The sequence below is a fragment of the Sinomonas humi genome (genome assembly GCF_000802235.1).
GTDB lineage: Bacteria > Actinomycetota > Actinomycetes > Actinomycetales > Micrococcaceae > Sinomonas > Sinomonas humi.
This window is the reverse complement of record NZ_JTDL01000091.1, coordinates 40,073-52,865: the sequence shown is the minus strand read 5'-3', so window position 1 is coordinate 52,865 and position 12,793 is coordinate 40,073. Positions and strand designations below refer to the sequence as shown.

General features: G+C 68.6%; 11 protein-coding genes and 1 riboswitch. Of the genes, 3 read left to right on the top strand and 8 right to left on the bottom strand.

Annotation, left to right across the window (positions count from 1 at the left end; all coding sequences use genetic code 11):
- The first annotated feature begins 179 nt into the window (after positions 1-179).
- A complete protein-coding gene (locus tag LK10_RS08085) occupies positions 180-914 on the top strand; it encodes a hypothetical protein (RefSeq protein ID WP_043122172.1) in 735 nt (244 codons plus the stop codon).
- Complete coding sequence (locus tag LK10_RS08080) at positions 911-1,642, top strand: hypothetical protein (RefSeq protein WP_043122169.1); 732 nt, start codon at positions 911-913, stop codon at positions 1,640-1,642. Before LK10_RS08085 ends, LK10_RS08080 begins: the two co-directional genes overlap by 4 nt.
- A 141-nt stretch (positions 1,643-1,783) precedes the next feature.
- Here the strand turns inward: LK10_RS08080 and LK10_RS08075 are convergent, their stop codons facing one another.
- The 8 genes from LK10_RS08075 to LK10_RS08040 form a co-directional block, all read right to left on the bottom strand.
- Complete coding sequence (locus tag LK10_RS08075) at positions 1,784-4,840, bottom strand: alpha-mannosidase (protein WP_043122166.1); 3,057 nt, start codon at positions 4,838-4,840, stop codon at positions 1,784-1,786.
- A gap of 82 nt (positions 4,841-4,922) precedes the next feature.
- Positions 4,923-5,777 (bottom strand): formate dehydrogenase accessory sulfurtransferase FdhD, encoded by an 855-nt coding sequence (gene fdhD, locus LK10_RS08070; protein ID WP_043122163.1) that lies wholly within the window; start codon positions 5,775-5,777, stop codon positions 4,923-4,925.
- 94 nt (positions 5,778-5,871) lie between these two features.
- Positions 5,872-7,224, bottom strand: coding sequence for a molybdopterin molybdotransferase MoeA (locus LK10_RS08065; protein WP_043122161.1), 1,353 nt, complete (start codon positions 7,222-7,224; stop codon positions 5,872-5,874).
- On the bottom strand, positions 7,221-8,201 hold the full coding sequence (locus LK10_RS08060) for an NTP transferase domain-containing protein (protein WP_052207093.1): 981 nt from the start codon (positions 8,199-8,201) through the stop codon (positions 7,221-7,223). Before LK10_RS08060 ends, LK10_RS08065 begins: the two co-directional genes overlap by 4 nt.
- The gene (locus LK10_RS08055; protein WP_043122159.1) at positions 8,165-8,665 is read right to left on the bottom strand and encodes an HNH endonuclease; all 501 of its coding nucleotides are present in this window, start codon (positions 8,663-8,665) and stop codon (positions 8,165-8,167) included. The genes LK10_RS08060 and LK10_RS08055 overlap by 37 nt, the downstream gene beginning before the upstream one ends.
- A gap of 218 nt (positions 8,666-8,883) precedes the next feature.
- Positions 8,884-9,684 carry an NlpC/P60 family protein gene (locus LK10_RS08050; RefSeq protein ID WP_043122156.1) on the bottom strand — a complete coding sequence of 267 codons (801 nt, stop codon included), beginning with the start codon at positions 9,682-9,684 and terminating at the stop codon, positions 8,884-8,886.
- A 103-nt stretch (positions 9,685-9,787) separates the two neighbouring features.
- Positions 9,788-10,084 (bottom strand): hypothetical protein, encoded by a 297-nt coding sequence (locus tag LK10_RS08045; RefSeq protein ID WP_197061891.1) that lies wholly within the window; start codon positions 10,082-10,084, stop codon positions 9,788-9,790.
- 4 nt (positions 10,085-10,088) lie between these two features.
- Positions 10,089-10,261, bottom strand: a riboswitch (cyclic di-AMP (ydaO/yuaA leader).
- 393 nt (positions 10,262-10,654) lie between these two features.
- Positions 10,655-11,350: a metal-dependent transcriptional regulator gene (locus LK10_RS08040; RefSeq protein ID WP_043122153.1), complete on the bottom strand. Its 696-nt coding sequence runs from the start codon at positions 11,348-11,350 to the stop codon at positions 10,655-10,657.
- Positions 11,351-11,598: 248 nt separating this feature from the next.
- On the opposite strand from LK10_RS08040, the gene serC reads away from it, so the two are divergent.
- Positions 11,599-12,732, top strand: coding sequence for a phosphoserine transaminase (serC, locus tag LK10_RS08035; RefSeq protein ID WP_043122152.1), 1,134 nt, complete (start codon positions 11,599-11,601; stop codon positions 12,730-12,732).
- Positions 12,733-12,793: the final 61 nt, after the last annotated feature.

Sequence of the window (12,793 nt, the reverse complement as noted above, 5' to 3'; positions counted from 1 at the left end):
AACTCGACTAACCGGTGAACTCGAATTAACTGAAGCGCCCGCCGGCTCGCGATTGGGGGGTGCGCGAGCCGGCGGGCTTGGATTCAGCATAGACCACCCGTGGACGGTCGTAAAATCTAAATCGGTCGACACGCCATCTAGTCTCTGGGAGCCGCCCGACCTGACGAGGAAGGTCCTGAATGTCCGTCTCCGCCATCGCGTTCCAGCGCTGGATCAGCCAGCTTGCCCCCGGGTCGAGCACTGCTGATGTATGCCGCCAGTCGGGCGTCAAGCGGAGCACTCTCGCCCAGCAGCTGGTGCGCGGAAAAGTGGCAGAGACGACCGTCGTCGCCGTCGCGCGCGCGTACGGACTCAACCCCGTGCTGGGGCTCGCGGACTTCGACCAGTACCGCGAGCTCGCGGTGAGCGTCGCGCCGCCCACGGATGCCGAGGTCCTGAGCCAGACCCCGACCGCCCGGCTCCTCCAAGAGCTGCTGGTGCGTGTGGGGGCCCAGCCCGCGGCGCCGGCTCCGCTGGACTCCCCCGCGCTCCCCCTGGGTGAGCAGCCGGCCGTGCGCCAGTGGGTCGAAGCGATCGACGACGGCGAGCTCCGCCATCGAGTGAGCCTCGCCGCGGGCATCGCTCCCCAGAACTACTCGGCGCAGCTGAGCGCGAATCGCCTCACGCCCGAGCTCGCCGTACGCACCGCGCGGGAGGCCGGCGTCGGCCTCCGCAACGGGCTCGTGGTCACGGGACTCGTGACGCCAGAAGAGGCGGGATGGCCGCCCTCGGCCGTCGAGGACGCCTTGGGCCGGATGAGCGATGCCGAGCTCACACTGCTCGCTTCTGAGCGGCTTGCCGTGCTCGGCCGCTCGCTCAAGCGTCAGGAGCACGATGAGCGGGCCTCCCGCCGAGCGTGGGATCATCTAGCGTGATCTTGCTCCAATGGGCGACGTGCGCGGTCGTCACGATCCTCCTGCTGACCCGGCTTCCCGCCTTCCTGCGCGGTCACAATCGGCTCATGTTCTGGCTCATGACCTTGCTCGACCTCGCCGTCCTGCTCAGCATTTCGGGTCCCTACCTCGCGATCGACCGTCTTCTGGGCGGTCACAACGTGGCCAACCTCGTCCTGCGCTTCATCATCTTCGGCTTCACGCTCCTGCTCGGCGTGCGTGTGGCCCGCGCATTCTCGGGCTTCCGCGCCGAGCGGGCGCTCCTCGGCCCGTTCGGGCTCGGGCTGCTCGCCGCTGCGAGCGCGGTCCTCGTGGCTTCGTTCGTGCTCTCCGACCTGGCCACCTCACGAGTCGGATTCAACACGCCCGACCTTGAGCTCTGGCCCGCCATCTACGGCACGATGGGGCGCATCTACCCGACTTTCACCGGCATCGTGCTGCTCCCGGTGCTCACTTCGGCGGTGCGGCGACGAGGGCCGGCCCTCCTGCGCTGGGCCGCAGCGCTGCTCGGCCTCGGCTATTTCGACCTCGCCATTTCGAACATCATCACGGTGCTCCCGAAGGAGTACCTGTGGCTGTCGCAGACGATCAACTACAGCACGATCCTGCTGCTCTGCGCGGGACTCGCCCTCGTCTGGGTGTCCTCACTCGTCGGCAGGGCACGGGCCCGTAACGTAGCGGGGACCCAGGTAAAAAATCCACACACTTGATGAACGAGTTCACAAATTCATTAGTGTGTGCCAGAATCATGGATGTGTGAACGCGACCGTCAGGGGGATGGGCGCTTCTGCATTGGGGGGATGAGTGGCGGCGGCCTCCGGGCCGCCTCCACTCAGCCCAAGAGGCTCCTTTCACACACCCCTTCGGAACCTCAGCGTCATGATCTGGAACGGCCTCAGGACTATCATCGCCGTGCCCTCCCGCTCACTGAGGACGCGAGCCGCGCTCGGCTCGCCGCTAGCCCACGGCCGCTCGAGCAGGTCGACGGAACTGACCCCTGCCGCCGCGAATCCGGGAACGACCTTCGCCTCCGCCCGCTCTCCGCGCGACTCGTAGAGCCGCACGACGACGTCGCCCGAGCCGTCCTCGGCGAGCTTGACAGCCTCCACCACAACCGCGGGGTTGTCGACGACGACGAGCGGCGCCGCTTCCCGTGCCCCCTTCACGAACCTCGGCTCGAGGTTTGTCCGGTACCCCTCCTCGACCGCGTCCGCGATGCCCGCGCCCGGCCGCAGCGTCACGGTGAATTCGTGCCGCCCCTGGTCCGTCTCCGGGTCCGGGTAGCGCGGGGAGCGGAGCAGCGAGAGCCGGACGAGCGTCGTCGTGCCTCCATCCGCGCGGACGGAGCGGGTGACATCGTGCCCGTAGGTCGAGGAATTCGTGACGGCGACGCCGAATGCTCCCTCCCCCACGTGCACCCAGCGGTGAGCGCACGTCTCGAAGCGCGCCCAGTCCCATGAGGTGTTGGTCGCGATGGGCCGGAACACGTGCCCGAACTGCGTCTCGGAGGCGGAACGCTCGGCCCTGAGGTCGAGCGGGAAGCCGAGCTTGAGAAGCTTCTCCCGCTCATGCCACTCGACGACGGTCTCGATGCGCAGGGACGGAGAGCCCGGCGCCAGCGAGAGGCGCTGCGTGACGCTCGACGCGCCGAATTCGCGGCGCACCTCGATCGCGGCCACACCGTCGACGCTGAGCGGGATAGCAATCGAGGTCGCCTCGTCGAGTCGGGTCGAGACGCGCCGATAGAACACGTCGATGTCCCAGGCGTCCCACTCGTTGGGTGTGTCCCGATGCAGTTCGAGCAGGTTCCCGGCCTCGCCCGGAGCGATGGCCTCGCGCCCGCTCGCCGTGTCACGCAGCGACACGAGCAGGCCCCGCTCGTCGACCTCGGCCCGCACGAGGCCGTTGTCGAGGAGCCAGCGGCGGCCAGTCGCCGTCGTCTGCTCGCTCACCTCCGCATAGGAGGCGGTGCGTACGACGGCGCCCGCCCCTAGAGCGGGAACGCCATCACGAGGGTGCGGCGCGGCATTGAGCAGGAGGGGCGTGCTGCCCTCGCCGACCACCGCGCTCGCAGCCTCGGCGATGATCCGCTCCAGCTCGTCCTCTACGGCGGCGTAGTTGCGCTCGGCGTCGTGGTGGACCCAAGCAATGGCGCTTCCGGGCAGGATGTCGTGGAACTGCTGGAGGAGGACGGTACGCCAGAGCCGCTTGAGGTCCGCAGCCGGGTAGGCGGCGCCGGCACGAACCGCGGCGGTTGCGCACCAGAGCTCGGCCTCGCGCAGGAGGTGCTCGCAACGGCGGTTCCCCCGCTTCGTCCCAGCCTGCGTCGTGAACGTGCCGCGGTGCTTCTCGAGGTACATCTCGCCCGTCCAGACGGGCGCGTCTCTGTACTCGGCCTCGGCCTCCACGAAGAAGTCGCTCGGGCGGCCCAGCTCGACGCGCGGCGAGCCTTCGAGGTCCCGCGCGCGATGCGCGGCTGCGAGCATCTCCCGGGTCGGACCGCCGCCGCCATCGCCGTAGCCGAACGGAACCAGCCCCAGGCTCGCGCGGCCCTTCTCGCGGAAGTTCCGCTCCGCGTATGCGAGCTCGGAGGCGGCGAGGTCCGAGTTGTAGTTGTCGGTCGGAGGGAAGTGCGTGAAGACGCGGCTCCCGTCGATCCCCTCCCAGTAGAAGCTATGGTGCGGGATCCTGTTGACCTGGTTCCACGAGGTCTTCTGGGTGAGGAAGTACCGGGCACCCGCCGACCTCACGATCTGCGGGAGTGCTGCCGAATAGCCGAACGAGTCCGGCAGCCAGCACTCCTCGCATTCGACACCGAACTCCTCGAGGAAGAAGTGCTTGCCCTCGATGAACTGGCGCGCCATCGCCTCTCCGCCGGGCATGTTGGCGTCGGCTTCGACCCACATGCCCCCCACGGGAACGAATCGGCCTTCCGCGACCTTCTCCTTGATGCGCTCGAAGAGGTCCGGGTACAGCTCCTTGATCCAGGCGAGCTGCTGGGCGGACGAGCAGGCGAACGTGAATTCGGGATCAGCATCCATCAACGAGACGACGTTGGAGAACGTGCGCGCGCACTTGCGCATCGTCTCCCGCACGGGCCAGAGCCACGCCGAATCGATGTGCGCGTGGCCTGTCGCCACGAGGCGCATGGAGCTTGCAGTCGCCGGGGCCGCACGCACGCCCGCGAGCGCCTCTCGGCCCGCGGTCGCGGTGCCGGAGACGTCGTCGGGATCCATGACATCGCACATCCGCTCGAGGGCGCGCAGGATCTCGTAGCGCCGGGGGCGGTCCATCGGGAGTTCGTGCATGAGGCCACGGATGCTGTGAACGTCCTGCACGAGCTCCCACACCTCGAGGTCCCGCTCGGCGAGTTCCATTCTGCCGAGCCGGTAGAGAGGCTCGCGGCTCGCCGTCTCGAGATCGCCCTCGGCCGTGGGCGCGAAGCCCCAGTTCTGGGCCAGGTCCGGGTTCGCTGCCGCTTCGAGGTAGAAGACGACGGCGGGACCCCCGCCAAGCGCGGCAAGCGGGATGTACCGGTTCCGCGGGTTGATTGCCTTGATCGGTGTGGCATCCGGAGACCAGGCGAGTCCCTCGCATTGGAAGCCCGGCACCTGGGGCGAGAAGCCGAGGTCGAGGACGGCCTCCAGATCGAAGCCTCCCTCGCCCCATCCTTCGGGCACATCGGCCGAGAGCCGCAGCCATGTGGTCCCCCACGCCGGGCCCCAAGCCTCGCCCTCGCGAGTCGGCCGGTACGTCTGCTCGAGCGCCTCGGTTACAGGGACCGGCTCCCCGGGAGCGTCCCAGCGCTCTGCGGTGAGCGGAATGCTCCGGCGATAGACAGCTGGTTCGAGCCGATCCCGAAGGAATCTGTCGATGCGCGCTTCAGTGATGAGGCGGTCGTCGTGCACGTGCTCTCTCGCTCCAATCGATGGAGTAACGGTCCCCCTTCAAAGCTACTCGACCGTAGTCCCGAGTGGAAGCGCTTGCCTTTCAGGAAAGCAGCCGTTCGTGCCCGGCGTAGACGTTGAAGCCCGCACCCCGGCTGAAGCCGATGAGGGTGATGCCGGTCTCCTCCGCGAGTTCGACGGCGAGGGAGGACGGCGCGCTGACCGCCGCGAGCACCGGGATGCCAGCCATAGCGGCCTTCTGGACGAGCTCGAAGGAAGCTCTGCCAGAGACCTGCAGCACGGTCTCGGAGAGGGGAAGGGCGCCGGAGCGCAGGGCCCACCCCACGACCTTGTCCACGGCGTTGTGCCGCCCGACGTCCTCACGCAGGCAGAGGAGCTCCGCGGACGTCCCGCCGTCGCCCACCCGGAAGAGGCCCGCAGCGTGCACGCCGCCGGTCTTGTCGAAGAGCCCCTGCGCCTCCCGGAGCCGGGCAGGCAGGCCGGCGACGAGCTCGGGGAGGAGGCGTACGCCGTCGTCCGCCGGGCTGTAGTGCCCGGAGCGGCGCACGGACTCGATTGAATCCGTTCCGCAGATCCCGCACGAGCTCGACGTGTAGACGGCCCGCCCTGTCTCCGGCATCACGACATCCGGCCTCAGCTGGGCCTGGACGACGTTGAAGGTCTGGCGCCCCTCCTCATCCTCGCCGCCGCAGAACCGCTCAGCGATGATCTGCCCGGGCTCCCACACGACGCCCTCCGAGACGAGGAAGCCGGCAACGAGGTCGAAATCGTCTCCAGGCGTCCGCATCGTCACGCTGTACGAGAAGGTCCGAGCGGTACCTGCGAGCCGGATCTCGAGCGGCTCCTCGACTGCGAGCACGTCCTCCTTGTCCCGCACCGGATACTCACTGCCGAGGACGAACTTGCGCACGCGGCGCCGCTGACTCAGCCGGCCCATGGGAATACCTCCATCAACGCTCGTAACACCATCCTGCTCCTCCGAACCGACTCAAAGCGAGCAGCCGACTTGCACTCGCGCCACCGGCCCGCCGTCAGGCATCGAGCCCGCTCCAGTCGACCGGTTCCTTCGACGAGACGCTCCGGCGCTTCGGCTTTGGCTTCGGGGTGGCGTCTGGGGCCGGTTCCGTCAGGGGCCGTCCCCAAGGAAGGGGCAGCGCCTGCACGGGTTCGCCGAGCTGGACGCCGTGCGGCGGGATCACCATGATCCCATCGGCCCGCGCGAGCCCACGGAGCATCCCGGAGCCAGTGGCACCCGCCGGGGAGGCCATCCCGTACATGCGCCGGAAGGGAACGAGTCTTGTCCGCTTGAGCTCCGGTTCGAAGACCGCTCCGGACGGCAGCTCGAGGGGAGCCAGCGGAGGGCGCCCCGCGAGGGCAGCGAGGAGCGGCTCCCCCACCGCGAGGAAGCCCATGACCGCGGCGAGCGGGTTCCCGGGGAGTCCCACGAAGAACCGGCCATCGGGCAACTCCGCGAGAACTGTGGGGTGGCCGGGGCGCATCGAGATGCCGTCGACTAGCAGGCGACCACCCAGTGCGGCCACGACGTCGCGCAGGTGATCGGACTCGCCCTTGCCGGTGCCGCCGGTGGTAATGACGACGTCGGCCGGGCCGAGCACTGCAAGTCCGCTCGCGCCGTCGTCCGCCGCTTCGCCAGCGGCATCGTCGGCGAGGGCCGCGTGCCATTCCTCCGCGGCGTCGCCGATCTTGCGCTGACCCACGAGGATGCCTCCGCAGGCAGCCACGAGCGGCGGGATGAGGAAGCTGAAGACGTCGCGGACGCGGCCCGGCGCGGGCATCCCCGATTCGACGACTTCCGAGCCCGTCCGCACGATTCGCACGAGAGGATGCCCTTCGACCGGAAGCTCGTCGTATCCAGCAATCGCGGCCAGTGCGAGCTGCGCCGGGCCGAGCTCGGTCCCCACAGGCAGAAGGACGTCCCCAGGTTGGGCTTCCTCCCCCGCGGGCCGAATATCCGCCCCGCCGGAAGGCGCGCCGGGTGGGGCGGCGGGACTCAGGCGGAGGTGAGGGAGGCCCTCCTCGTCCGGCGCGATCTCGCCGTACTCGCGGCGCAGGACGGCGCGGGTCCCGGCGGGCAGCGCGCCACCCGTGACGATCGGACTCGCCTGATGCGCGGCGAGGGGCTCCCCTGGTTCGGCGAGGATCCAGGGCCCGCTACCGCTCACGGCCCAGCCGTCCATGGCCGACGACGCGTAGTGCGGCAGCGGCGTGAGCGCCGTGAGGTCCTTAGCGAGGGCGCGGCCCGCGCATGCCGACAGCGGGGCTTCCGCCGGCGGGATCGGGGACCCCGCCGCGGCCGCCGCCGCGCGGGCCTCCGACCACGAGTGGTGCAGCGAGTGCGCGGCGCCCGGGGCGCCGGCCGTCATTCCCCTGACCCGGCCCGATCGGCCCGTGACTTCAGGACGCGGCGGGCGAGGTCGATGGCGGATTCCATCGCGACCTTCTCGGGAGCCTGCCCGCTGCCTGCGGCGAAGCCTGCGGCGTAGGCAGCGATGAAGGTCGTGAGCGGCGCCGCCGGGCGCACGACCCCGTGCGCGGCTACCCCCGCGAGCCCGAGCACCGCGTCGATGTCGACCTCGAGCCCGTCGAGCTCGAAGGCGTCAACAAGCTCGGCGCACCATTCGCGCAGGATCTCATCGTTGTCCGTCTCCGGCATCTCGGGCTCCTCGTACTCGGTCTGGACACCCGGTGAGTCCGGGCGTCGAATGCCCCAACGCTCCGCGGCGGACCATGTGTCGACGTCGTCGGCAAGGCGCGGCTCCAAGCGCAGGGGCTGCACCGACAGCCTAGCAACGAGATGCCGAAGCGGTCGGTCGGCCAGACCTCCGTCCTCGGCCAGATCGGCAAGAGCCCGCTCGAGGGGCGCCCGCCGGTACAGGGCGAGGAGCGGCTGCTGCCGCCCTCCTTCGTCCTCGGCGAGCACGACGTCCGACTCGGCCCCGAGCGCGCACGCCGCGAGGAGTGGGGCGAGTGCCTCGGCGGCGAGCGGGAGATCCGCGGCCAGGACAGCGACCCACGGGGCCCCCTGCGGCTCGCCAGCCGAGGGGAGGGCGGCGACGCCCGCGCCGAGGGCGGCGACGGGCCCCGCGAACTCCGGCGACTCGCGCGCCCAATGGACTACGCCCGCCACGGGCTGCCGGGGACCGACGACGACGACCCTCCCCGCCTGGCTCACGGCACGGAGGGCGCGATCGAGGAGGGTGGCGCCCTCGTAGACGAGCCGTGGCTTCGGGTAGCCTCCGAGCCGCGAAGCGCGCCCGCCTGCCAGGACGACGGCGTCGAACGCGACGGCTGGCTTTTCAGCGCTCAGGCCGCCGACTCCGGAAGCAGGAAGGGACTCCACTGGGCGGTCGGCTTCTCGAGCTCCTTGATCTGCCAGACCGTTCCGACGGGGGTCTGTGGGGTGAAGCGAAGCTTCCATCCCATCTCTCCAGGAGTGTGGTCTCCCTTGACGTTGTTGCACCGCAGGCAGCACGCCACCAGGTTCTCCCATGTGTCCTGGCCGCCGCGCGACTTGGGGAGCACATGATCGATGGTGTGGGCAGTCTTGCCGCAGTACGCGCACAGGTGCCCGTCTCTGCGCAGCACGCCGCGTCTGCTGACCGTCGCGGTGTGCGTTCTCCGGGGTCTGATGTAGCGGTTGAGCAGGATCACTGACGGGCGTCCGAGCACATCGCGCGGACCGACGACTGGATCGCCGTCCTCCGCCACGATGCTCGCCTTTCCGGCGAGGACAAGCACGAGGGCCCGGCGGAAGCTCACTACCGCCAGTGGTTCGTAACCGGCATTCAGGACGAGTGTGCGCATGCTGCGTTCCTCTTCACGGCCGCACCCGGTCAGGGGCACAGGGCCGGCTGCCCTGTGCATGGTCGGGCTGATCGACCCTTTTAGAGTACTGAACGAATTTGCAGTTTTACGAACCATGGGGGTGTTCGGCCGCAACCTCTACCGATTGTTCACCCCGGAGACACGAAAACGGCGCCCCTCCCGAGTGGGAGAGGCGCCGTTCGAGGAGAAGACCAGGATCAGCGGTCGACGTGGATGAAGACCGGGCCCGAGCCGACGTTCACGCTGTAGAGGACGGTGTTGTCGCCGTCCCAACCACCGTGGACAGCCATGCCGTTGCCGACGTAGACGGCGATGTGGGCCATCCCCATGCCACCGTTCTGGTAGTACACGAGGTCGCCGGGCTGCGCCTCACCGGCGCTCACGATGTGGCCGAGGGACATGTAGTCGGCCGGCCAGCCGTGGAAGTAGATGCCGACGGCGGCGAGCGCGTTCGTCACGAGCATCGTGCAGTCCTGGTGGACGCCGAGCTGGGCGTAGGCAGCGGCAGCGATTGCAGCGCCCTTCCCGCTCGACGAGGCCGCAGGAGCCGTCTGCACGGCTGCGGTCGCGGTCGCGGTCGCCGCAGGGGCCGTCGCCGTCGCAGCATCAGTCGTGGTGGCTGCAGGGGTGGTATCCGCAGCGGGGGTCACGGTCGTCGCGGCCTGCTGAACAGGAGCGGGGGCCGGGGCAGGAGCAGGGGCAGCTTCGGACTCGACGGCGGGCCGCTCGAAGCTCAGCTGAGCGCCAGCATCGGCAGCGACGTTGGCGTCAACGGCAGTCTGTACCTGGAGGGCGGTGGGCGCGGAAGCTTCACGCTGAGTGGGGAGCTCAGCCGCGTTGGCGGCAACACCGCTGGTAAGGACGAGGCCCGAAGCGGCAGCGATAACGGCAGCCTGGCGGCCCATGCCGCCAGCGTTCTCCGTCACGGCCTTCGCGATGATGGCGATGGAGGAGGTGTTCTCGGCCCGGTGCCGAGCGATTCCAGCACGAGTGGACATCTGGGGCTTTTCTCTCTTTCGTCGCCCGCGCGCCTAGGGGTTTTGGCACACGGATGAGGACGCGGCCGTTGGGGGACGGCCGTGCACCCTCACGGTCAGGGGGTCAGCGGAACGTACAGAAGCCAGTACCGGCGGCGTGCGAGTGCATGCCGGAAATCGACTTCTTTGACGCGACGACGCTCGCGGAGCGGGCGCTGCCGACGTCGGAGAGGACCGAGGCTTTGCGCTGCAGCTTGTTTGACACGGGCGAACCCGTGGCAACAGTCAAGCGTGGCGCAGCGGCGACGGCCGTACGGCCGACGATGCCTGCGTCATCAGGCATGGCCGGAGCAACAGCCGTTGTACGGCTGCTGCGGGCCGGCGTGGCCCGACGACGCGCAATGACGTTGCGTGACGACACAGAGGTAGCCTCTCCCAATGCCTGCGAGGTGAGCTGTCGGGTTCGGACTGGAAGTATCCGGCCTCCCGGTGCAAGCACCGGGCTGCTTTACCCCAAGGACCTCGGTGAAGAGGCCCGAAAGTGGTTCCCCCGCCCCTGCCAAACGGTTGTGCGAACGGATTCCGGCCAGCGGCAGAGCTAGGCAATCCGACCGGATGTTCCAACTTGGTTGGAGCTGGAACACGAACGAGCGTAGCGGACTTCGCACGGAAAGTCACATTCGGATCACAGCGAGGTCTCAGATGATCACGGTCAGGACACGGTCGTCGGGCCAAAAAGCCCGGAATCATGCGCCTGAGGCTCGATGCAAGACCATTTGAGTCGGTTCATGCCGGGGCGAGCCAGGCAGTGAGAAGTCTCACCCGACGGATATTCGTAACCTTGCCGTTACCCTTACCGAGACTCAGCTCGCGGGTAGCGTTCTCTCAATTGTCCAAGAACTGGATTTTCGACTTCTCGGCGTGTTCGAACCTGTGAGATCTATCGCACAGGTTATGGTGCCTCTCCCGAGGTCAGGGATTGGCCTCGAGGTCAGGAGATCGAAACGAAGACGTGGGCGGCGACCTCGACCGGCAGTTCGAGCGCGCCGTCGACCTGTGGTGTCCGCACCGAGATGTAGTCTCCGACCCGCTCGAGGGCGAGCTTCGCCCCCGGACGGATGCCGCCCTCGTCCAGTTGTGCGAGCAGTTCGGGATCCACCTGGATCGGCTCCGCGAGGCGGCAGACCACGACCCGCGAGCCAGCGGCGTACTCGCGCATGGCGTCGACCAGGGTCACGACCCCTGCCGTGAAGCCCGCGGAGGGCTCTCCCCCGAGGGCCTCGAGCCCGGGGATCGGGTTCCCGTACGGAGATTCGCTCGGACGCCCCAAGAGGTCGTAGAGGCGCCGCTCGACGCGTTCGCTCATCACGTGCTCCCAGCGGCAGGCCTCGTCGTGGACGTAGGCCCAGTCGAGTCCGATGACATCGGAGAGGAGCCGCTCGGCGAGCCGATGCTTCCGCATCACCTCGGTTGCCCGCTTGCGTCCCGGGGCCGTGAGCTCGAGGTGGCGGTCCCCCGTCACGACGACGAGGCCGTCACGCTCCATGCGCGCAACCGTCTGGGACACCGTGGGGCCCGAGTGCCGGAGGCGCTCCGCGATGCGCGCCCGCAGGGGAACGATCCCCTCCTCCTCGAGTTCGAGGATCGTGCGGAGGTACATCTCAGTGGTGTCGATGAGGTCGGTCATGCGGCCAGCGGCTCCTTGGAGGCGAAACAGCGGTTCCCGCGCCTGGCGCAGGAACAGGGCGCGCAGCACGGTGAGTGCACGGCCAGTCTAGCTTATTTTGAACTGCTCAGATTAGCGTTTGCCGGCTCGTCTTCGGCGGCTTGCACTGCGTCGCAGCCGCGTCTCGGATTAACCCGCGGCGAAGCCGGTGCGGCAGACTATTCCGGGGCGGAAGGAGCCTCCGCCCGGAATCGTTGCAAGGAGCCCTCGTGAGCGAAACGACCCAGCTGGACATTCCTGCCGACCTCCTGCCGGCCGACGGCCGATTCGGGGCCGGCCCTTCGAAGGTGAGGAAGGAGCAGGTCGAGGCAATAGCGGCCGCTGGGGCGAAGCTGCTCGGCACTTCACACCGTCAGGCCCCCGTCAAGAACCTCGTCGGCTCTGTCCGCGAGGGGCTCTCCTCGTTCTTCAAGGCCCCGGACGGCTATGAGGTGATCCTCGGCGTCGGCGGCTCTACCGCGTTCTGGGATGCGGCGTCGTTCGGGCTCGTGCGCTCGAAGGCCCAGCACCTCTCGTTCGGCGAGTTCGGTTCCAAGTTCGCGAAGGCCACTGACAAGGCGCCGTTCCTCGAGGCCTCAAGCATCCGCACCTCGGAGCCGGGCACACGCCCCGAGCCCTCCGCAGAGCGCGGCGTGGACGTCTACGCATGGCCGCAGAACGAGACCTCGACCGGCGTGGCTGCTCCCGTTCGCCGCGTCGAGGGTGCCGACGAGGGCTCCCTCGTCCTCATCGACGCGACGAGCGCCGCAGGCGGACTCGATGTAGACATCGCCGAGGCTGATGTCTACTACTTCGCGCCCCAGAAGAACTTCGCGTCCGACGGCGGCCTGTGGCTTGCGCTGTTCTCTCCCGCCGCGCTCGAGCGCGTTGAGGAGATCAAAGCCTCCGGACGCTGGATCCCCGACTTCCTCGACCTCAAGACCGCGGTCGACAACTCGAAGCTCAACCAGACGTACAACACCCCGAGCCTCACAACCCTCGTCGGCCTCAACGCCCAAGTGGAGTGGCTCAACGCCAACGGCGGCCTGGACTGGGCGACGAAGCGGACCGCGGATTCCGCTGACCGCGTCTATTCGTGGGCAGAGGCCTCCGACTTCGCCACGCCGTTCGTCCCCAAGCCGTCCGAGCGCTCGAACGTCATCGTGACCATCGACTTCGACGAGTCCATCGACGCAGCCCAGGTGGCGAAGATCCTGCGGGCCAACGGCGTCGTCGACACCGAGCCGTACCGGAAGCTCGGCCGCAACCAGCTCCGCATCGCAACGTTCGTGGCCATCGAGCCCGACGACGTCACGAAGCTCACGCAGTGCATCGACTACGTGGTGGCAAGCCTGCGCGGTTGATCCGAGCCGCAGCGCGGCCGACCAACAGCAAGGCCCCGACGGTATCCGTCGGGGCCTTGCT